The organism is Kitasatospora sp. NPDC088779, assembly GCF_040685395.1.
Taxonomy (GTDB): domain Bacteria; phylum Actinomycetota; class Actinomycetes; order Streptomycetales; family Streptomycetaceae; genus Kitasatospora.
Window position 1 is genome coordinate 49,102 of the sequence record NZ_JBFBHW010000005.1, and the last position, 21,117, is coordinate 70,218.

The window sequence follows — 21,117 nt, forward strand, 5'->3', positions numbered from 1 at the left end:
GGCCGATCCGATGACCGATCAGCACAAGCGCGACCGCCCCTGGCTGATGCGCACCTACGCCGGGCACTCCACCGCGAGCGACTCCAACGCGCTCTACCGGCGGAACCTGGCGAAGGGCCAGACGGGCCTCTCCGTCGCCTTCGACCTGCCGACCCAGACCGGCTACGACTCCGACCACCTCCTCGCCCGCGGCGAGGTGGGCCGGGTCGGCGTCCCGGTCGGCCACGTCGGCGATATGCGCACCCTGTTCGACGGCATCCCGCTCGAACAGACCAACACCTCCATGACGATCAACGCCACCGCGATGTGGCTGCTGGCGCTCTACCAGGTGGTCGCCGAGGAGCAGGGCGCCGACATCGCCAAGCTCACCGGCACCACCCAGAACGACATCGTCAAGGAGTACCTCTCGCGCGGGACGCACGTCTTCCCGCCCGGCCCCTCGGTGCGCCTGATCACCGACATGATCGCCTACACCGTCGGCCGCATCCCCAAGTGGAACCCGATCAACATCTGCAGCTACCACCTGCAGGAGGCCGGGGCCACGCCCGTCCAGGAGATCGCCTACGCGATGTGCACCGCCATCTCGGTGCTCGACGCCGTCCGCGACTCCGGCCAGGTGCCGGCCGAGCGGATGGGCGAGGTGGTCGCCCGGATCTCCTTCTTCGTCAACGCCGGCGTGCGCTTCGTCGAGGAGATGTGCAAGATGCGCGCCTTCGCCCAGCTGTGGGAGAAGGTCACGCTGGAGCGCTACGGCGTCCAGGACCCGAAGCAGCGCCGCTTCCGCTACGGCGTCCAGGTCAACTCGCTCGGCCTGACCGAGGCCCAGCCGGAGAACAACGTCCAGCGGATCGTCCTGGAGATGCTGGCCGTCACCCTCTCCAAGGACGCCCGCGCCCGCGCCGTCCAACTGCCGGCCTGGAACGAGGCGCTGGGCCTGCCCCGGCCCTGGGACCAGCAGTGGTCGCTGCGGATCCAGCAGGTGCTGGCCTACGAGTCGGACCTGCTGGAGTACGGCGACCTCTTCAACGGCTCCGAGGTGGTCGAGGCCAAGACCGCCGACCTGCTGGCCGGCGCCGAGGCGGAGATCGCCAAGGTGCTGGCCATGGGCGGGGTGATTCCGGCCGTGGAGTCCGGCTACCTGAAGTCCAACCTGGTCTCCTCGCACGCCGCCCGGCGGGCCCGGATCGAGTCCGGCGAGGACAGGATCGTCGGCGTCAACTGCTTCGACACCACCGAGGAGAGCCCGCTCACGGCCGACCTCGACACCGCCATCATGGTCGTCGACCCGGCCTCCGAGCAGTCCGTGCTCGCCGCCCTGGAGGCCTGGCGCGGACAGCGCGACGAGGCCGCCGTCCAGACCGCGCTGGCCGAGCTCAAGGCCACCGCGACCACCGACGCCAACCTGGTGCCGGCCACGCTCGCCTGCGCCCGGGCCGGCGTCACCACCGGCGAGTGGGCCTTCGCCCTGCGCGAGGTCTTCGGCGAGTACCGCGCGCCCACCGGCGTCGGCGGCGCCCCGGTCGCGGTGTCCGCCGAACCCGGCGGGGAACTGGCCGCGGTGCGCGCCGCCGTCGCCGCCACCGCCGAGGAGCTGGGCTCCGGCAAGCTGCGCCTGCTGGTCGGCAAGCCCGGCCTGGACGGGCACTCCAACGGCGCCGAGCAGATCGCCGTCCGGGCCCGCGACGCCGGGTTCGAGGTGGTCTACCAGGGCATCCGGCTGACCCCCGAGCAGATCGTCTCCGCCGCCGTCGCGGAGGACGTGCACTGCGTGGGCCTGTCGATCCTCTCCGGCGCCCACTGCGAGCTGGTGCCCGACGTCCTGCGCCGGCTGCGCCGGGCCGGGGTGCAGGATGTCCCGGTGATCGTGGGTGGCATCATCCCGGCAGCGGACGGCGAGGCCCTCAAGGCCGCCGGCGTCGCCGCCGTGTTCACCCCGAAGGACTTCGGCATCACCACCATCATCGGCCGGATCGTGGACGAGATCCGGCTCGCCAACAAGCTCCAGCCCTGGACGCCCGCACCCGCGCCCACCAGCTGACCACTGGGAAGGAACCGACCCACCCTCATGTCTGCCCACCCGTCGCCCGCCGCCACCTTCAACCGACTGCGCCCGCGCCGCTCCTGCCTCGCCGTGCCCGGCAGCAACCCGCGCTTCCTGGAGAAGGCCCAGGGCCTCCCCGCCGACCAGGTCTTCCTCGACCTGGAGGACGCCTGCGCCCCCCTGGCCAAGGAGAGCGCCCGCCACCACATCGTCGACGCGCTCAACAACGGCGACTGGGGCGGCAAGACCCGCGTCGTCCGGGTCAACGACTGGACCACCCACTGGACCTACCGCGACGTGATCACCGTCGTCGAGGGCGCCGGCCCCAACCTCGACTGCATCATGCTGCCCAAGGTCCAGGACGCCGAACAGGTCAAGGCGCTCGACCTGCTGCTCACCCAGATCGAGAAGACCATGGGCTTCGAGGTCGGCCGGATCGGCATCGAGGCGCAGATCGAGAACGCCAAGGGCCTGGTCAACGTCGACGCCATCGCCGAGGCCTCGCCCCGGCTGGAGACCATCATCTTCGGCCCCGCCGACTTCATGGCCTCCATCAACATGAAGTCCCTGGTGGTCGGCGAGCAGCCGGCCGGCTACCCGGCCGACGCCTACCACTACATCCTGATGCGCATCCTGATGGCCGCCCGCGCCAACGACCTCCAGGCGATCGACGGCCCGTACCTGCAGATCCGCAACCAGGAGGGCTACCGCGAGGTCGCCCGGCGCGCCGCAGCCCTCGGCTTCGACGGCAAGTGGGTGCTCCACCCCGACCAGGTCGGCGCCGCGAACGAGATCTTCTCGCCCTCCCAGGAGGACTACGACCACGCCGAGCTGATCCTCGACGCCTACGACTGGTGCACCTCCGAGGCGGGCGGCGCCAAGGGCTCCGCGATGCTCGGCGACGAGATGATCGACGAGGCCAGCCGCAAGATGGCCCTGGTCATCGCCGGTAAGGGCCGGGCCGCCGGCCTGGAGCGCACCACCAAGTTCGAGATCCCGGAAAGCTGAGGCCCGACGCGATGCAGTTCGGACGCACCTACGAGGAGTTCGAGGTCGGCGCGGTCTACAAGCACTGGCCCGGCAAGACCGTCACCGAGTACGACGACCACCTCTTCTGCCTGCTCACCATGAACCACCACCCGCTCCACCTGGACACCAACTACGCCGAGCGGACGACGGACTTCGGCAGGAACGTGGTGGTGGGCAACTACGTCTACTCGCTGCTGCTGGGCATGTCCGTCCCGGACGTCTCCGGCAAGGCCATCGCCAACCTGGAGATCGAGTCGCTGCGGCACGTCGCGCCGACCTTCCACGGCGACACCCTCTACGGCGAGACCACCGTCCTCGACAAGTGGCCGTCCAAGTCCAAGGACGACCGCGGCATCGTGTACGTCGAGACCAAGGGGTACAAGCAGGACGGCACGGTCGTCTGCATCTTCCGCCGCAAGGTGATGGTGCCGACCGAGACGTACGTCAAGGAGCGCGGCGGCGAGCAGCCCGGCCGCCCGACTCCCCTCTCCTAGGGCCCCGAATCCCCTGAGACCCCGGAGGGGCCGGCCGCCGTCATCGGCCGGCCCCCACCCGGAACGGGGGCCCTGCCGCCGCAGCCACGCCGGCAGGGCCCCCGGCAATCCCCCCCCCCCGCCCCCTTAAACCTTTCGGAGCCGCACGATGGGACGCCTGGCACAGACCGACGGCCTCACCGAGATCCAGCGGGACATCCTCGCCACCGTGCGGGATTTCGTCGACAAGGAGATCATTCCGGTCGCGACCGAGCTGGAACACCAGGACGAGTACCCGACCGCCATCGTCGAGGGGATGAAGCAGCTCGGCCTCTTCGGCCTCACCATCCCCGAGGAGTACGGCGGCCTCGGCGAGTCGCTGCTCACCTACGCCCTGGTGGTCGAGGAGATCGCCCGCGGCTGGATGAGCGTGTCCGGCATCGTCAACACCCACTTCATCGTGGCGCACATGATCAACGCCCACGGCACCCAGGAGCAGAAGGACCACTTCCTGCCGAGGATGGCCGCCGGGGAAATCCGCGGCGCGTTCTCGATGTCCGAGCCCGGCCTCGGCTCCGACGTTTCGGCCATCTCCACCAAGGGCGTCAAGGACGGGGAGTCCTACGTCCTCAACGGCCAGAAGATGTGGCTCACCAACGGCGGCACCTCCACCCTCGTCGCGGTCCTGTGCAAGACCGACGAGGGCGGCAGCACCCCGTACAAGAACATGACCACCTTCCTGATCGAGAAGACCCCCGGATTCGGCCCGAACCCGACCGTCCCCGGCCTCACCGTGCCCGGGAAGATCGAGAAGATGGGCTACAAGGGCGTCGACACCACCGAACTGGTCCTCCAGGACGTCCGGATCCCGGCCGACCGCGTCCTCGGCGGCGTCCCCGGGCGCGGCTTCTACCAGATGATGGACGGCGTCGAGGTCGGCCGCGTCAACGTCGCCGCCCGCGGCTGCGGCGTCGCCCGCCGCGCCTTCGAACTCGGCATCTCCTACGCCCAGCAGCGCTCCACCTTCGGCAAGAAGATCGCCGAGCACCAGGCCATCCAGTTCAAGCTCGCCGAGATGGCCACCAAGGTCGAGGCCGCCCACCAGATGATGGTCATGGCCGCCCGCAAGAAGGACGGCGGCGAGCGCAACGACCTCGAGGCCGGCATGGCCAAGTACCTCGCCTCCGAGTACTGCAAGGAGGTCGTCGAGGACGCGTTCCGCATCCACGGCGGCTACGGCTTCTCCAAGGAGTACGAGATCGAGCGGCTCTACCGCGAGGCCCCGATGCTGCTCATCGGTGAAGGAACTGCGGAGATCCAGAAGATGATCGTCGGACGCCGACTCCTGGAGGAGTACCGGATCGCGGAGTGAGCACCGGGTCACCCCGGCTCGACGAGCGGCCCCCGGGGCGCTCCGGGCCGGCTGGACGACCCCTTCCGAACCGCCGGTCGACGGGCGTGCGGGCCCGTCCCGGCCACCCGCCGTGCCATCACGGCCCCGGCCTGGTCCGCCGGGGTCCGGCACGGCCCTCCGGAAGCGGCCGCAGGGCGTACAGCTGCGGCGACACGCCCCGCGGCCGCTTCCGCACACCCTCGACGGGCCGTGTCCCGCACCCCCGGCGACCGCGAACGGCCCGTTCCGCCCACCGGGTTCCGCCGACAGGCCTGTTGAGACAAGTGTCACCAGCCCCGTCCGGTCCCTTGGGAACCGGACCGGGGCGAGCTACGGTCGTAGAGGTGGGACGCGCACACGCGCTTCCACCGGACACGTGAACGAGCAGGCGGGTTGCCCACCCACCGTGTGCTCCCGATAGCATCCACCGGGACAGCAAGCCGTCCCTCTATTACCCGATCCCGCGGTGGCCCCCGTCCAGCGGCCATGATCCCCCGCGACAAAGGTCTTCGATGCCCATCAGCCCGTCCCCTCACACCTCCGTCACGGACCGCGATGCCCTCGCAGCCACGACGGCCGGTCGGCGACCCCGCGTGACCATCGCGCGCGGAGCCACCCCCTGGTTCGTCCCCACCCTCGCCACGGCCGCCGTGACCACCGCCCTCACCCGGCGCAGCGGCAAGTGGGCCCTGGCAGCGGTACCCGCCTGTGCGCTCGGCGCGGGCATGCTGTGGTTCTTCCGCGACCCCGAGCGTGAGATCGGCGCGGGCAGAGTGATCTCCCCCGCCGACGGCGTGGTGCAGAGCATCGACGCCTGGCCGGACGGCCGCACCCGGGTCGCGATCTTCATGAGCCCGCTCAACGTCCACGTCAACCGCGCGCCCCTGCCCGGCACGGTGACGTCGGTCGAGCACGTCGCGGGCGGCTTCGTCCCCGCGTTCAACAAGGACAGCGACCAGAACGAGCGGGTCGTCTGGCACTTCGACACCGAGCTCGGCGACATCGAGATGGTGCAGATCGCGGGGGCCGTGGCCCGTCGCATCGTGCCGTACGTCGCCGCCGGTACCAAGGTCGAGCAGGGCGACCGGATCGGTCTGATCCGGTTCGGCTCCCGGGTCGACACCTACCTGCCGGCCGGCGTCGAGGTCGGCGTCGAGGTCGGCCAGAAGACCACAGCCGGGGTGACGCGCCTTGACCGTGACTGATCCTGAGACAATCGTCGGCCTGGACGACGAGGAGACGGCCCTGCGCCGTCGCCGCTGGGCCCGCGACCGCGAGCTGCGCGCCCCGCGCTCTCCCCAGCACCTGTCCACCGCCGACTTCCTGACCCTGGGGAACGCCGTCTGCGGCTTCCTGGCGATCTACTCGATCACCACCGGGGTCCTGGTCCCGCACATCACCAACCCGGACGCCGCACCCGACCGGCACAGCGCCGCCACCGCGGTCACGCTGCTGCTCATCGGCTCCATGTGCGACCTCTTCGACGGGCTGGTGGCGCGCAAGCTCCGCTCCTCCGCCCTCGGAGCGGAACTGGACAACCTGGCCGACCTGATCAGCTTCGGCATCGCGCCGGCCTACTTCGTCGCCGTCTGGGGCATGGTCTCGCAGGGCTCCAACAGCAAGCTCTCGGCGCTCATCGCGATCACCGTCCTGCTCGCGGTCGTCCTGCGGCTCGCCCGCTTCTCCGCCGTCAAGATGCGGCCCGGGGTGTTCCAGGGCATGCCCTGCCCGATGGGCGCGATGACGGTCATCGCCATCGTGCTGCTCGACCCGCCGTTCCTGCCCGGTCTGCTCGCCATCTTCGGCGCCGCGTACCTCATGGTCAGCCGGATCGAGTACCCCAAGCCCCAGGGGCTGCTGGCCACCGCCACGCTGTGCTGGATCGTCGTCTCGATCGGCTGCCTCGCGGCCTGGGCGACCGGCCTGCCCGGCGGCGACGCCCTGATGCACGTCGGTGCCTTCGCCCAGATCACGCTCGCCGCGATGGCCCCGCTGCTGGTCATCCGGCGCAAGGTCGGACAGAAGGTCGGCGACGTCCGCGCCAGGCGGGCGGAGTCCCGCCTCGGCTGAGTCGTTCCCGTACGCGAGAGGGGCCCGGATCCAGTCGGATCCGGGCCCCTCTTCGTCGTGCCCGCTCTTCTCCTCGTCGCGCTCGTTCTTCGACGGGCGCTGCTACGCGCCGCCGGTGTGCACGCTGAACGCCGAGCGGCGGGCCGCCCGCGCCACGCCCGGATCCGGGTGCACGCCCGAGACCGCCGTCAGCACCGAGGCCGCCCGCGGGTGCCCCGACTGCCGGGCCCGGGCGAACAACCGCACCGGATCGCCCGCCGCGGCGCCCTCGACGTGGCCCACCAGCAGCTCCGTCTCGCCGTGGTCCAGCACCGCCGCAGCCGTGTCCACCCACAGCCAGGCCGCGTCCTCCGCCCCCAGCACGTCCGCGGGCGAAACGCCCTCGTCCGAGCGTTCCGCCAGCCACAACAGCGCGTACGGGCGCAGCACCGGCTCGTCCACCGATGCCCGCACCGCCTGCTCGGCCGGGCCGCCGGCCACCCGCAGCGCCTCGAAGGCCAGCCCGCGCACCAGCGCGTCGTCCCCCTGCGCCGCGTCCAGCAGCTCCGCCACCGCCCGATCGGCCGGACGGGCCGCCACCCAGGCGCGGAACTCGGCCCGCGCCGGGCCCGGCGAGTAGTCCGCGCAGGCGTTCAGCAGCTCGAAGGCGCTCTGCTCGATGTGCCCGGCCGCGGTCTGCGCGACCGTGCAGATCTCCTCCAGCTTCGCCCGCACCGCCCAGTGGCCCAGCGGCGACAGCTCGGCGGCCTCGTCCCTGCGGACCACGGCCCCGACGGCCGCCAGGCCGTCCAGCATCCAGTCCAGGACCGCGGCCACGTCCGCCGGCGACGGCGGGGTGTCGATCTGCGGCTCCCGGCACGTGCCGCGGACCGCCGAGACCGCCGAGGCGGCGTGCGGCACGGGCGACAGGCCCGAACCGTCCGTGCCACCCACCCGGCGCTCGTCCAGCCCCCGGCGCAGCAGCTCCAGCAGTTCGCCGTCCGACACCGGACCGGCCACCAGGTGCAGGAACGACAGCAGCTGCGGCGCCTGGTCCACCGCCTGGCCGGCCAGCACCGCGAACACGCCCCGCAGGGCGGCGGGCGGCACCGGGGCGAGCAGCGTCCAGGCGTCGAACAGCGCCGACCAGCCGCGGACGACCGCCTCGTCGTCGTGCTCCCAGGCGTGCAGGCGCCAACCCGGGACCGCACCGCCGTCCCTGGCCTCCACCAGGCCGACCAGCAGCGCCTGCCCCCACGCCTTGGCGGCGGCGCCGACCGTCATGGCCAGCGCCCGACCCGCCGCACGGGCGTCATCGGGCAGCAGCTCGCCCCGCTTGTCGACCTCTTCCAGGTCCCCCGCCCAGCGGGCGATCCGGACGGCGTCCACCAGCATCCGGCGGGCCAGCGGCGCCAGCTCGGCCGGCGCGGGGAAGCCCTCCGGTACGGGAACCCTCCCCCGACCGGGCGCCGCAGCGGGCCCTCGTCGGCGGGGTACCCCGGCCCCGCCCGGCTTGCCAGCGGCGGGCCGGTGGGCCGTACCGGGGAGACGGGTCACCGTCGCACCAGTACCGATCGTCGGAGGGAGCGGGGCATCACGGTCGCGCGGATTCCGAGACGTCACGTCGAGCAGTCTTCCCCTTGTACCGGCCTTCTGTCACATCCGGTTGGCTGTACGGACGGGCGGCCGTCGACGGCACCTCCCCAAGATCGGGCAACAATCGGGCAACAGAGGCAAACCGCCTGGCCGGAAACAGGTGGCGGGGTCATGCCATCACGGCTCAACCCTTGCGGCGACGGTCGCGCTACCCGCCCGACCGGTCACACTCCGTGGCCGACAGGTGAGGTCCGGGTTCCGTACGGAGGCCCCGCGGGTGTGACTTCTCACGCGGGGGGGCTGGGTTCAGAGAAGGGGGGTGAGCCAGCGGCGGAGGAGTTCGGTGTAGTGGGTGGGGGCGGAGTTCCAGAGGGTGGCGTGGTCGGCGCCCGGGAAAGGGCGGAGGCTGACCACACCGGGGCGGGCGGCGGCGAGGCGCTCGGCGGCGCGGAAGGGGGCGACCTGGTCGTCGGGGCTGTGCAGGAGGAGGGTGGGGACGCGCAGGTCGGCGCCCTCGGCGATGCGGCCGAAGTCGGCGAGGTCGACGCCGGTGCGGCCCTCGGCGGCGAGGGCGCCGAGCTCGGCGGCGGCGCCGGTGTAGCCGGCCCGGGCGGCGCCGCGGCGGGCGGTGGCGGGCAGGTCGAGGACCGGCGAGTCCAGGACGAGGCCGCTGATGGCATGGGCCCAGGCGGAGCGGGAGGCCGTCTGGAGGGCCATGGTGGCGCCGAGGGACCAGCCGTACAGGATGACCCGGCCGGCGCCGCTGTCGAGGGCGAGCCGTACCGCCGACTCGACGTCGCGCCACTCGGTCTCGCCGAAGTGGCCGAGCCCGTCCGGCGAGGCCGGGGCGCCCTGGTCGCCGCGGTAGGTGACGGCGAGGGCGGGCAGGGCGAGGCGGTCGAGGACGGGGAGGACCGGGAGGGTCTGCTGCCGGTCGGCGCCGGGGCCGTGGACGAGGATCACCCAGGTGCCGCGTTTGCCGGCGAGGCGCCAGGCGGGGAGGGCGCCGAGTTCGCCGTCGGCGGCGGTGTCGGTGAAGGGGAGGCCGAGCGCCTCGGTGGGGTCGCCGAGGTGGACGCGGGGGGTGAAGCGGACCTCGGTGCCGGGGGTGAGGGTGCCCCGGTCCGCGCGGACGAGGCGGCGGGTGACGCCGTTCTCGTCGCTGTGCAGGACCTCCTCGACGACGGCGTGGCCGTGGTCGTCCCATTCCACGGCCCAGCGGCCGGGGCGAAGGCTCTCGGGGCGGCGGTTGAAGGTGATCCGGCCCGCGGCGAGGCTCCGCACCAGGACGGGGCCGGACTCCCGGGCGGCGCTCGCCGGGTGGACCAGCCGTTCGGAGGCCCGGCGGCCGATCACCAGGACGGCGGCCCCGGCGGCCCCGGCGCCGACGACGGCGGCCGCCACGACGGCCGCGGTTCCCCAACGCATATCGCTCCCCGCTCTGCTGGTCTTGGACCGGACGGTGTCCGGGCGGTGTCCGGGCACCAGTTCACCGGGGGGCCGCGCGGGCGGCCACCGGGCTGGGCCGTCCGGGGCACGGCGGGGCCTCGGGCTGGGCGGGCGTCAGGCAGGGCGGGGCGGGGCGGGCGGATCGGAGGTGGCGACGGGGCTCCGAGGTGTGACCAACCCCTCCGTGACCTCGGTTGACTCCCGGTTCGGCCGCGTGATGGGATCCTGGGGCCAAACGGAGGCATGCAGAGGAAGCCGGTGCGAGTCCGGCGCGGTCCCGCCACTGTCACCGGGGAGCACGCTCGGAACATTGCCACGGCGGACCGTCAGAAGCCGCTGGAAGGCCCGGGGGTGTGTCCGACCCGGAAGCCAGGAGACTCTCGCCCCCGGTACGTCGATCCAGGGCGCGGACCCTGAGTGAGGACACGCACGCGATGCAGGCTGCCCCGCCCCGCCGGACCCCACGCGGCCTTCCGCCGAACCCGCCGTGCGCCCGCTGACCCGCGCCGCCGCGTTCGCGCTCGGCGCCGCCGCGGGCTTCGCCGCGGACGCCCGCTTCGCCGACCCCCGGCGCGGCCACCCGGTGGCCGTCTTCGGCGGTGCGGCGACCCGGCTGGAGCGGCGGGTGTGGCAGGACGACCGGGTGGCCGGCGCCGGGTACACGGCGCTGTGCGTCGGCGCGGTCGCGGCCGGCGCGGTGGCCCTGGACCGTACGGTGGGCCGGCGTCCGCTGGGCCGGGCCGCGCTGGCGGCCGCCGCGACCTGGACGGTGCTGGGCGGCACCTCGCTGACCCGGGAGGCGCGCACCATCGGCCGGTCGCTGGCCACGGGCGACCTGGCGGCCGCGCGGGAGCGGCTGCCGCACCTGTGCGGGCGGGACCCGAGCGCGCTGGACGGGCCTCAGATCGCCCGCGCGGTGGTCGAGTCGGTGGCCGAGAACACGGCGGACGCCGTGGTGAACGCGCTGGTCTGGGGCACGCTGGCGGGCACCCCGGGGCTGCTGGCGTTCCGCGCGGTGAACACGCTGGACGCGATGGTCGGCCACCGCTCGCCGCGGTACGCCCGGTTCGGCTGGGCCTCGGCCCGGCTGGACGACGTGGCGGGCTGGCCGGGCGCCCGGCTGACGGCTCTGCTCACGGTGGCCGCCGCGCCGCAGCCGAAAACGGCCTGGCGGGTCTGGCGGCGGGACGGTTCGGCGCACCCGAGCCCGAACGCGGGCCAGGCGGAGGCGGCCTTCGCGGGCGCGGTGGGCGTCCGGCTGGGCGGGACCCTCCAGTACGGGGAGCGGGTGGAACACCGGCCGGTGCTGGGCGCGGAGTTGCGGCCGGTGACGGCGGACGACATCGAGCGGGCCTGCGTGCTCTCCCGGCGGGTGGGCGCGCTGGCCCTGGGTACGACGGTCGCGGGGCACGTCGCGCTGCGCTTGCTGACGACACGGTGGAGGGGAAGGGCATGAGCAACGCACTGCTGGTCGCGGGGACGACCTCGGACGCGGGCAAGAGTGTGGTGACCGCGGGCATCTGCCGCTGGCTGGCCCGGCAGGGGGTGCGGGTCGCGCCGTTCAAGGCGCAGAACATGTCGCTGAACTCCTTCGTCACCGCCGACGGCGCCGAGATCGGCCGGGCGCAGGCGATGCAGGCGCAGGCGGCCCGGGTGGAGCCGGAGGCGGCGATGAACCCGGTGCTGCTGAAGCCGGGGGCGGACGGCCGCAGCCAGGTGGTGCTGCTGGGCCGGCCGGTCGCCGAGGTGGGCGCGCTGGACTACCGCGAACGCAAGCCCGTCCTGCTGGAACGGTCGCTGGAGTGCCTGGCGGATATGCGCCGCCGCTACGAGGTGGTGGTCTGCGAGGGCGCCGGTTCGCCCGCCGAGATCAACCTGCGGGACCGGGACATCGCCAACATGGGCCTGGCGACGGCCGCCGGGCTGCCGGTGGTGGTGGTCGGGGACATCGACCGCGGCGGCGTCTTCGCGGCGATGTACGGGACGCTGGCACTGCTGTCGGCGGAGGACCAGCGGCACGTGGCGGGCTGGTTCGTCAACAAGTTCCGCGGCGACGCGCGGCTGCTGGCGCCCGGCCTGGACATGCTGCACGGGCTGACCGGCCGTCCGGTGCTGGGCACCCTGCCGATGCTGCCGGGCCTGTGGCTGGACGCCGAGGACTCGCTGGACCTGTCCACGGTGGTGGACCGGGTGGACGGCCGCGGCCCGCTCGGGGCGGACGTGCTGCGGGTGGCCGTGGTGCGCTTCCCCCGGCTGTCGAACTTCACCGACCTGGACGCGCTGGCGCAGGAGCCCGGTGTGCTGGTGCGCTGGGTGACCCGGCCGGAGGAACTGGCCGACGCCGACCTGGTGGTGCTGCCCGGCACCCGGGCCACCGTGGCCGACCTGGCCTGGCTGCGCGAACGCGGCCTGGAGCCGGCGCTGAAGGCGCGGGCGGCGGCCGGGCTGCCGGTCCTCGGGGTGTGCGGCGGCTACCAGATGCTGGCGCGCGGGATCGAGGACGAGGTGGAGTCCGGGGCCGGCTCGGTCGAGGGCCTGGGCCTGCTGCCGACGCACGTGCGGTTCGGCGCCGAGAAGGTGCTGGCGCGGCCGGCCGGCACGGCGTACGGGCAGCGGGTCGAGGGGTACGAGATCCACCACGGAGTGGTGGCCGTGGAGGGGGGCGAGCCGTTCTTCTCCGATGACGACGGGCACGGCCTGGACGGCTGCCGGGTCGGCCCGGTGTGGGGCACCACCTGGCACGGCGCGCTGGAGAACGACGGCTTCCGCCGTGAACTCCTGCGCGAGGTCGCCGCGTTGGCGGGCCGGGCGTTCGTGCCGGCGCCGGACACCTCGTTCGCCGAGGCGCGCGAGGCCCGGCTGGACCGGCTGGGCGACCTGATCGAGGAACACGCGGACACCGACGCGCTGTGGAAGCTGATCGAGGGCGGGGTGCCGGCGGCCGGATCGCTGCCGTTCCTGGCGCCCGGGGCACCTGGGGAGTATGCATGAGTGACGTCCGCTATCCGTTCACCGCGATCGTCGGCATGCCCGACCTGCGGCTCGGACTGCTGCTCAACGCGGTCTCGCCGGCCGTGGGCGGCGTGCTGGTGCGCGGCGAGAAGGGCACCGCGAAGTCGACCATGGTGCGCGCGCTGGCCGGCCTGTTGCCGACCCTCGCGGCCGTCGACGGCTGCCGGTTCGCCTGCGACCCGGCCGCTCCGGACCCGCAGTGCCCGGACGGGCCGCACGACCGCCCTTCGGCGTCCGAACGCCCCGCCCAGCTGGTCGAGTTGCCGGTCGGCGTGGCCGAGGACCGGATCGTCGGCTCGCTCGACCTGGAACGGGCGCTCGCCGAGGGCGTCAAGGCGTACGAGCCGGGGCTGCTCGCCAAGGCGCACCGCGGCGTGCTCTACATCGACGAGGTGAACCTGCTCCAGGACCACGTCGTGGACCTGCTGCTGGACGCCGCCGCGATGGGCCGCTCGTACGTCGAGCGCGAGGGCGTGTCGGTGCGGCACGCCGCCCGCTTCCTGCTGGTCGGCACGATGAACCCGGAGGAGGGCGAGCTCCGGCCGCAGCTGCTCGACCGGTTCGGCCTGACCGTCGAGATCGCCGCCACCCGGGACCCGGCCGAGCGCGCCGAGGTGGTCCGCCGCCGGCTCGGCTACGACGCCGACCCGGCCGGCTTCGCCGCGCGGTTCGCCGCGGACGAGCAGGCGCTCGCCGAACGCATCACCGCCGCACGGGAGTTGCTGCCCGAGGTGGAGCTGACGGATGTCGCACTGCGCCAGATCACCGCCGTGTGCGCCGCGTTCGAGGTGGACGGGCTGCGCGCCGACATCGTGATGGCCCGCACCGCCGTCGCGCTCGCCGCCTGGGACGGGCGGACCGAGGTGCTGGAGGAGGACGTCCGCAAGGCCGCCCAGCTGGCGCTGCCGCACCGGCGCCGCCGCAACCCCTTCGACGCGCCGGGGCTGGACGAGGAACAGCTCGACCGGACGCTGGAGGAGCACGCGCAGCCGCAGGAGCCCTCGGAGTCGTCGGAGCCCTCGGAGCCCGAGGAGTCGTCGGAGCCCGAGGAGCCCGGGGGCTCAGGAGAGGCTGAGGGCGACGGCGAGGGCGACGGCCCCGAGGACGACGGTCCGGGCCCGGACGGCGGCCCCGGCGGCGGCCCGGACGGCGGCGGGGCCCCCGAGCCCGCCTCTGGTCCGGAGGCATCGGCCGCCGAGCCGGACGAGCCGCTCCAGCAGCCCGTGCCGGCCCAACACCCCGCCCCTGCACGGGAGTCGGCACCGGTCGCGGCCGGCGACCCGTACCGGACCAAGCTGTTCACCGTGCAGGGCACCGGCCACGGCGCCCAGGGCCGCCGCTCCCCCGCCGAGACCACCGGCGGGCACACCGTGCGCGCCCGGCGCCCCCAGGGTGCGCTCAGCCGGCTGCACCTGACCGCCACCCTGCAGGCCGCCGCACCGCACCAGGCGGCACGCGGGCGGGCCGGCCGGGCGCTGGTGCTGCGCAAGGACGACTTCCGCGAACAGGTCCGCCAGGGACGGGAGTCCAACCTGGTGCTGTTCGTCGTCGACGCCTCCGGCTCGATGGCCGCCCGGCAGCGGATGACCGCCGTCAAGGGCGCCGTGCTGTCCCTGCTGATGGACGCCTACCAGCGGCGCGACAAGATCGGCATGATCACCTTCCGGGGCGCGGACGCCGAACTGGCGCTACCGCCGACGTCGTCCGTGGAGGTCGGCGCGGCCCGGCTGGAGTCGCTGCCCACCGGCGGTCGCACCCCGCTGGCCGCCGGCCTGCTGCGCGCGCACGAGGTGCTGCGGGTGGAGCGGCTGCGCGACCCGAGCCGCCGCCCGCTGCTGGTCGTGGTGACCGACGGCCGGGCCACCGGCGGGCGGGACGCGCTCGCCCGGTCGCAGCGCGCGGCCGGGCTGTTCGCCGCGCAGGGCACCGCCAGCGTGGTGCTGGACTGCGAGTCCGGCCCCGTCCGACTCGGCCTCGCCCGCACCCTGGCCGGGCTGCTCGGCGGCACCGCCGTCAGCCTGGACGAGCTGCGCCCCGAGGGCGTCGCCTCGCTCGTCCGCGAGAACCGGCAGGACAGCCGGCGCGAGAACCGTCGCGAGAACCGTGCCACCACCATGCGAAAGGCGGCCTGAGCCGACATGCCCAAGGGTGTCCCCGAGAGCGTCCCCGACGATGGCCTGACGACTCGTCAGCGCCGCACGCAGCCGATCACCGCCGTGCACACCGGCCCCGGCAAGGGCAAGTCCACGGCCGCGTTCGGCATGGCGCTGCGGGCCTGGAACCAGGGCTGGCCCGTCGGGGTGTTCCAGTTCGTGAAGTCCGCCAAGTGGAAGGTCGGCGAGGAGAACGCGCTGCGCGTGCTCGGCGCCTCCGGCGAGGGCGGGACGGTCGACTGGCACAAGATGGGCTCCGGCTGGTCGTGGATCCAGCGCTCCAGCGAGATGGAGATGGACAGCGAGGCGGCCGCCAAGGAGGGCTGGGAGCAGGTCAAGCGCGACCTGGCGGCCGAGACCTACCGCTTCTACGTGCTGGACGAGTTCACCTACCCGATGCACTGGGGCTGGGTCGACCCGGAGGAGGTCGTGTCGGTGCTCAAGGACCGCCCGGGCAGCCAGCACGTCGTCGTCACCGGCCGGTACGCGCCCGAGCCGCTGACCGAATTCGCCGACCTGGTCACCGAGATGACCAAGGTCAAGCACCCCATGGACGCCGGCCGCAAGGGCCAGCGCGGTATCGAGTGGTAGACCGTTGAGCACTGCCGGCAGGCCGTTGGCCGCCATCCCCCGCCTCGTCATCGCCGCGCCCTCCTCGGGCGCCGGCAAGACCACCGTCGCCACCGGCCTGATCGCGGCGCTCACCGCGCGCGGGCTGGCGGTGTCCCCGCACAAGGTCGGCCCCGACTACATCGACCCGGGCTACCACGCGCTCGCCGCCGGGCGCCCGGGCCGCAACCTGGACGCCTTCCTGTGCGGCCCGGAGCGGATCGCCCCGCTCTTCCTGCACGGCGCGGCGGGGGCGGACGTCGCGGTGGTCGAGGGGGTCATGGGCCTGTTCGACGGGGCCTCCGGGCGGGGGGAGCTGGCCTCCACCGCGCACGTCGCCAAGCTGCTGCGGGCGCCCGTGGTCCTGGTGGTGGACGGCTCCTCGCAGTCCCGGTCGGTGGCCGCGCTGGTGCACGGCTTCGCCTCCTGGGACCCGGAGGTGCGCCTCGCCGGGGTGATCCTCAACCGGGTCGCCTCCGACCGGCACGAGCACCTCCTGCGCGAGGCCCTGGAGGAAGGCTCGGGCGTGCCCGTGCTGGGCGCGCTGCGCCGCTCCACGGCGGTCGCCACGCCGTCCCGCCACCTCGGGCTGATCCCGGCCGTGGAGCGCTCGGCGGAGGCCCTGCGCGCCGTCGCCGACATGGGTGAACTCGTCGCCGCCTCGGTCGACTTGGACGCCCTGCTCGAACTCGCCCGGACGGCCCCGGAGTTGACCGCCGAACCGTGGAACCCGTCGGCCGAGGTCGACCCGGTGGCCGGCACACCGCGGATCGCGGTGGCGGGCGGCGCCGCGTTCTCCTTCTCGTACGCCGAGAACGCCGAACTCCTCACCGCCGCAGGCGCCGAGGTCGTCCCCTTCGACCCGCTGCACGCCTCGGCGCTGCCCGACGGCACGGCCGGCCTGGTGATCGGCGGCGGCTTCCCCGAACTGTACGTCCGGGAGCTGAGCGGCAACACGGCGCTGCGCGGGGCCATCGCGGAGTTCGCCGCCGGCGGCGGCCCGATCGCCGCCGAATGCGCCGGACTCCTCTACCTGGGACGCGAGTTGGACGGCCTGCCGATGTGCGGCGTGCTGGACACCGGCGCCCGGATGACCGAACGGCTCACCCTCGGCTACCGGGAGGCCGTCGCCCTGCACGACTCCCCGCTCGCCCGGACCGGCACCCGGGTGCGCGGCCACGAGTTCCACCGGACGGTCTGCGAACCGGGCGCGGGCGAGCACCCCGCCTGGGGCTGGCGCCTGCCCACCGGCCCCCGCACCGAGGGCTTCGCGGGCAGCCACGTCCACGCCTCCTACCTGCACCTGCACTGGGCCGGAGCCCCGTCCCTGGCCACCTCCTTCACCTCCGCCGCAGCCACCTACCAGGCGACCCCCGGGAACCCCGCGTCACCGTGACCCCCCCTCGGGCCCTGCCCGTCTCAGGACGGGCCGTTGCCGAAGGTGCCGGTCAGGGGGTCGGGGCGGTCGGGGCGGTCGGCGCGGTGGCAGGTGGCGCAGCGGAGGCGGGTGTAGATCGCCACCGGGCCCATGAAGACGTCCTCGCGGCCGTCCGCCGGGGAGGCGGAGGCGGCCGGCCCGCCGCAGTCCAGGCAGGCGCGGCGGGGGCGGGCGGCGATGGAGCAGGCGCGGCAGACCAGGTGGGTCGGGTGCTCGGCGTGGACGACCACGGGCTGGGGGCCGCCGTTGAGCAGGTGGACGCACCACGTGCAGGACTCGTCCGCCTGCGCCGCCAGCATCCGGGCCCTGGTCTCCTGCTGCCACCTGGCGGCCTTCTGCACCGGGACCGTCACCGGCGACCCCCACCCGGCGGCACTGAGCCACTGGGCGCCCTCCGCCCCTGCCGCCCGCAGCTGGTCGTCGACGGCGATGTCCCTGGGGGTCTTGTCCTTCATGGGCTCCTCCTCCGGTGCGGTTCCCGCCGGGTTAACGCCACCGGGGAGGCCACGGACACGCGAACTGCCCGACCACTACGGCCGCCTGCCGCTGCTGACACCGCCCGCGCACGTCCGGACCGACCGTCACCGCGGGGCCGCCCCTGCCCCCCCAACGTACGCCGAAGCGCCGGACCGCGCGGCGGTTCAGGCGCAGACGCCGGGGGCGCGCTCAGCCGGTGGCGCGGATGTAGATGTCGGCGGCGCCGGGGGCGGCGCCGGGGATGGTGGCGACGTAGATGCGGCGGGTGGTCTGGGGGTGGCTGGGGGGCGGGGTGGGGGTGAGGGAGGGGGTGGGCGTCGGGGTGAGCGTTGGGGTCGGGGTCAGGGGGAGGGTGACGGAGGGGGTGGGCTCGGGGGTTTCGTCGTCGAGGTCCGGGGTGGGGTCGGCGTCGGCGTCCGGTTCGGCGTCGGGGTCGGCGGCCTGGAGGCCAGGGGGTGCCGCGGGCGCCGGGGGCGCCGGGTCCGCGGTGGTGGCGTCGGGGGTGGGGGTGGGCTCAGGGTCCGGGAGGAGTTCGGGGGCCTCGGCCGGGCCGTCGCCGCCGAGGGCGGCGGTGAGGTCGGCCGGGAGGGGTGCGGTGGGGCCGGGGGCCGGGAGGTCGTAGGCGCGGAGGAAGTCGCCGAGGCCGACGTCCTTGCCCGCGACGCGGTAGTGCAGGTAGGCGATGGGGGCGCCGTCGGGGGTGTGGGTGTAGACGGCGCCGACGGGGACGTAGGAGCGGCCGACACCGGGGTGCTGGGAGGGGTGGAGGCCGGCGAGGAGTTCGGCCCGGTCGCGGTCGGTCTCGCGGCCGACGCGGCCGGCGGTGAGCGAGTTGACGCCGCGCACCACGAGGGCGGCCGCGACGGACACGCAGAGGACCAGTCCGACGGCGACGGTGCGCCGCAGGACGGGTCGGCCGTGCAGGGCCGGCCAGGAGTCGGTGACCGCGCGCTCGGGCGGGATGCCGTCCACGATTGTCGTTCCCCCGTTCGATCAGGACGTCATTGTGCTCGACGAGGGACCGTAGCCGAGAGTTCCTCAGCCCAGGTAGGCGGGGGCGACCGCGGCCTGGGTGACCCGCCGGGGGGCACCGCCGCCGTCGGCGGGGACGGTCCACAGGTCGGCGCCGTAGTCGCCGGGCAGAGCGTAGAGGAGGGTACCGGTGTCCGACCAGACGGCCTGGTCGTCGATGTTGCGCTGTTCGGCGGTGGCCGTCTCGGTCATGGTGGCGAGGTCGAGGACGTACAGGCGCCAGGGGGCGTCGGGGGACAGGCCGGGGACGCGCTTCTTGTACGCGATGCGGGTGCCGTCCGGGGAGAGCGAGGGGCACTCGACGTTCTCGTGCAGGGTGGTGAGGGTGTGGGCGGCGAGGTCGCCGCGGACGAGGTGGGTGTGGCCGCCGGTGGCGAGGGTCGCGTAGAAGGTGTTGTCGTCGGCGAAGGTCACGCCCCAGATGTTGATGTCGTGGGCCTGGTAGGGGTGGCCGTCCTTGATCACGTCGAAGGTCTCCAGGTTGTCCCGGAGGTTCCAGTCGCGGACGTCGACGATGGAGGTGCGGGTGGAGAAGTCGGTGCCCGCGTAGGAGTCGCCGCTGACGAAGACCGTCCAGGCGGCGAGGTGCCCGGACGGGGAGACTCGGGAGCGGGTGGGGATGCCGGCCGCCGGGTAGGAGCGCCGTTCGCGCAGGTGGTCGTCGAGGACGACGGCGCGGTAGGTGTCCTCCAGGGCGCCGTGCTGGGCCTGGAGGCAGATGCCGGTGCCGGCGGCGGCGTAGAAGCGCAGGCACTGGACGCCGGAGGCGGTGCGCGGACCGTCCGGGCGGTCGGCGGGGACGGCGGTGAGTTCGTCGCGGTGCGGGCCCCAGGCCATGTTGCGGAAGACCAGCTTCCGCCCCTCGGAGGGCTTCTGCAGGGTGACGGCGCCCTCGGTGACGGCGGGGCCGCCGGGCTGGGCCTGGTCGCGCCGGGCGGTGCGGTCGGCGGCGTGGAGGACGGCCCCGGTGCCGACGGCGCCGAGCAGCAGGACGGCGACCAGGAGGATGATCACCCTGGTCCGGTTCTGGAGTCGGTTCACGGGCTCTCCTCGACGGTGGTGGTGGCGGGTTCACGCAGGACGGCGGCCGCGCCGAGCACGCAGAGCGCGAGCGCCCCCGCCGACCAGCCCAGCGCGCCGGTGCCGCCGACCGCGCTCCACAGCGCGCCGAACAGCAGCGAGCAGGCGAACCGGGCGAGCGCCTGCCCGGTGCCGACCAGGGCCAGCCCGGCGCCGCGCTGCCCGGCCGGGACGGCGTCGGCCGCGGCGGCGGCGAGCACGCCGTCGGTGGCCGCGTAGAAGGCGCCGTGCAGCACGAGGACGCAGACGGCCACCGCCGGGCCGCCGGCCGGCGAGAGCAGCAGCCCGTACGCGAGCAGCAGCAGCACGTGCCCGCCGAGGAAGAGCCGGCGGCGGCCGATCCGGTCGGCGAGGGCGCCGAGCGGGACGGCGAGCAGCAGGAAGGCGGCGGCGGTGCCGAGCGGCAGCAGCGGGAACAGGTCGACGGAGAGGCCGAGCCGGCGCTGGACGAGGAGGTAGAGGAAGGAGTCGCTGACGGTGGTGAGTCCGAGCAGGACGGCGCAGAGCGTGAGCCGTCGCAGCCCGGGCAGCCGCAGCAGGGTGAGGCTGTCGCGCAGCGTGGGAGCAGTAGTTGACGGCTCGCCAGTCGACGGCCGGTTCGGCACGAACAGCAGCAGGACCAGCACACCGAGGGCGGCGACGCACGCGCTGACCGTGAACACCGCGTTGTAGCCGTGCCGTTCTCCCCCGTCGGCGAGCATCGGCCCGCCCGCCAGGCGCAGCACGAGGAAGGCGGTGAGCGGGCCGAGCAGGGCCCCGGCGGTGTCCATCGCCCGGTGCACGCCGAACGCCCGTCCGCGGTGGGCGGGTTCGGTGGAGAGCGAGATCATCGCGTCCCGGGGCGCGGTGCGCAGACCCTTGCCGGTGCGGTCGACGGCGATCACGGCGCCGATCAGCGGCACGGTGTGGACGAGCAGCAGCAGCGGTTTGCAGAGCGCGGACAGGCCGTAGCCGACGGCCGCGACGGCCTTGTGGCGGGCGGCGCCGTCACGGCCGCGGCGGTCGGCGAGGTGGCCCCCGGCGAGGCGCACGAGCGCGCTGAACCCGTTCTGGATGCCGTCCAGCAGCCCGAACCCGAGCGGGGAGAGGCCGAGGCCGGTGAGCAGGTAGAGCGGCAGGACGGCGGTGACCATCTCGGAGGAGATGTCGGTGACCAGGCTGACGGCGCCGAGGGCGAGCACCGTCCCGGGTACGGCGCGCAGGGCGGCGCCCCGCCGCCCCGGCGGCTCCGTTGCGGAGGCCGGGGCGGCGGGGGCCTTGGAGCTGCGGGAGTCCGCGACGTACAC

General features: G+C 74.2%; 17 protein-coding genes and 1 riboswitch. Of the genes, 11 read left to right on the forward strand and 6 right to left on the reverse strand.

Annotation, left to right across the window (positions count from 1 at the left end; all coding sequences use genetic code 11):
- Positions 1-10 precede the first annotated feature (10 nt).
- The 6 genes from AB0P03_RS05845 to AB0P03_RS05870 all read left to right on the forward strand — a co-directional run bounded on the left by AB0P03_RS05845 (position 11) and on the right by AB0P03_RS05870 (position 7,006).
- A complete protein-coding gene (locus AB0P03_RS05845) occupies positions 11-2,038 on the forward strand; it encodes a protein meaA (RefSeq protein ID WP_363627918.1) in 2,028 nt (675 codons plus the stop codon).
- Positions 2,039-2,065: 27 nt separating this feature from the next.
- Positions 2,066-3,049, forward strand: coding sequence for a CoA ester lyase (locus tag AB0P03_RS05850; protein WP_363580589.1), 984 nt, complete (start codon positions 2,066-2,068; stop codon positions 3,047-3,049).
- An 11-nt stretch (positions 3,050-3,060) separates the two neighbouring features.
- Positions 3,061-3,564: a MaoC family dehydratase gene (locus AB0P03_RS05855; protein WP_363580587.1), complete on the forward strand. Its 504-nt coding sequence runs from the start codon at positions 3,061-3,063 to the stop codon at positions 3,562-3,564.
- 148 nt (positions 3,565-3,712) lie between these two features.
- Complete coding sequence (locus tag AB0P03_RS05860) at positions 3,713-4,915, forward strand: acyl-CoA dehydrogenase family protein (RefSeq protein ID WP_363580585.1); 1,203 nt, start codon at positions 3,713-3,715, stop codon at positions 4,913-4,915.
- A gap of 533 nt (positions 4,916-5,448) precedes the next feature.
- Positions 5,449-6,141 carry a phosphatidylserine decarboxylase gene (locus AB0P03_RS05865; protein ID WP_363580583.1) on the forward strand — a complete coding sequence of 231 codons (693 nt, stop codon included), beginning with the start codon at positions 5,449-5,451 and terminating at the stop codon, positions 6,139-6,141.
- A 40-nt stretch (positions 6,142-6,181) separates the two neighbouring features.
- Positions 6,182-7,006, forward strand: a complete 825-nt coding sequence (locus AB0P03_RS05870; protein ID WP_051710986.1) for a CDP-alcohol phosphatidyltransferase family protein — start codon at positions 6,182-6,184, stop codon at positions 7,004-7,006.
- A gap of 102 nt (positions 7,007-7,108) precedes the next feature.
- Here AB0P03_RS05870 and AB0P03_RS05875 read toward each other — a convergent pair whose 3' ends face one another.
- Entirely contained in the window at positions 7,109-8,542 is a 1,434-nt protein-coding gene (locus AB0P03_RS05875) for a hypothetical protein (protein WP_363580581.1), read from the reverse strand.
- Between the two features lie 345 nt (positions 8,543-8,887).
- On the reverse strand, positions 8,888-10,009 hold the full coding sequence (locus AB0P03_RS05880) for an alpha/beta hydrolase (RefSeq protein ID WP_363627919.1): 1,122 nt from the start codon (positions 10,007-10,009) through the stop codon (positions 8,888-8,890).
- 268 nt (positions 10,010-10,277) lie between these two features.
- Positions 10,278-10,410: riboswitch (cobalamin riboswitch) on the forward strand.
- Positions 10,411-10,517: 107 nt separating this feature from the next.
- Here AB0P03_RS05880 and AB0P03_RS05885 point away from each other — a divergent pair.
- From AB0P03_RS05885 to AB0P03_RS05905, 5 genes are read left to right on the forward strand one after another with little or no spacing between them, the layout of a single operon-like run.
- A complete protein-coding gene (locus AB0P03_RS05885) occupies positions 10,518-11,486 on the forward strand; it encodes a cobalamin biosynthesis protein (RefSeq protein WP_363580577.1) in 969 nt (322 codons plus the stop codon).
- Positions 11,483-13,021 (forward strand): cobyric acid synthase, encoded by a 1,539-nt coding sequence (locus tag AB0P03_RS05890; RefSeq protein ID WP_363627920.1) that lies wholly within the window; start codon positions 11,483-11,485, stop codon positions 13,019-13,021. The genes AB0P03_RS05885 and AB0P03_RS05890 overlap by 4 nt, the downstream gene beginning before the upstream one ends.
- Positions 13,018-15,174: a putative cobaltochelatase gene (locus AB0P03_RS05895; protein ID WP_363627921.1), complete on the forward strand. Its 2,157-nt coding sequence runs from the start codon at positions 13,018-13,020 to the stop codon at positions 15,172-15,174. The genes AB0P03_RS05890 and AB0P03_RS05895 overlap by 4 nt, the downstream gene beginning before the upstream one ends.
- A gap of 6 nt (positions 15,175-15,180) precedes the next feature.
- Positions 15,181-15,786, forward strand: a complete 606-nt coding sequence (gene cobO / locus AB0P03_RS05900; RefSeq protein WP_363580571.1) for a cob(I)yrinic acid a,c-diamide adenosyltransferase — start codon at positions 15,181-15,183, stop codon at positions 15,784-15,786.
- Positions 15,787-15,811: 25 nt separating this feature from the next.
- Positions 15,812-17,200, forward strand: coding sequence for a cobyrinate a,c-diamide synthase (locus AB0P03_RS05905; protein WP_363580681.1), 1,389 nt, complete (start codon positions 15,812-15,814; stop codon positions 17,198-17,200).
- A 23-nt stretch (positions 17,201-17,223) separates the two neighbouring features.
- Here AB0P03_RS05905 and AB0P03_RS05910 read toward each other — a convergent pair whose 3' ends face one another.
- From AB0P03_RS05910 to AB0P03_RS05925, 4 genes are all read right to left on the reverse strand, one after another.
- Positions 17,224-17,697, reverse strand: a complete 474-nt coding sequence (locus AB0P03_RS05910) for a hypothetical protein (protein ID WP_363627922.1) — start codon at positions 17,695-17,697, stop codon at positions 17,224-17,226.
- 211 nt (positions 17,698-17,908) lie between these two features.
- Positions 17,909-18,691, reverse strand: coding sequence for a hypothetical protein (locus tag AB0P03_RS05915; protein ID WP_363627923.1), 783 nt, complete (start codon positions 18,689-18,691; stop codon positions 17,909-17,911).
- Positions 18,692-18,757: 66 nt separating this feature from the next.
- A complete protein-coding gene (locus tag AB0P03_RS05920; protein ID WP_063349576.1) occupies positions 18,758-19,792 on the reverse strand; it encodes a hypothetical protein in 1,035 nt (344 codons plus the stop codon).
- Positions 19,789-21,117, reverse strand: a complete 1,329-nt coding sequence (locus tag AB0P03_RS05925; protein ID WP_363627924.1) for an MFS transporter — start codon at positions 21,115-21,117, stop codon at positions 19,789-19,791. The genes AB0P03_RS05920 and AB0P03_RS05925 overlap by 4 nt, the downstream gene beginning before the upstream one ends.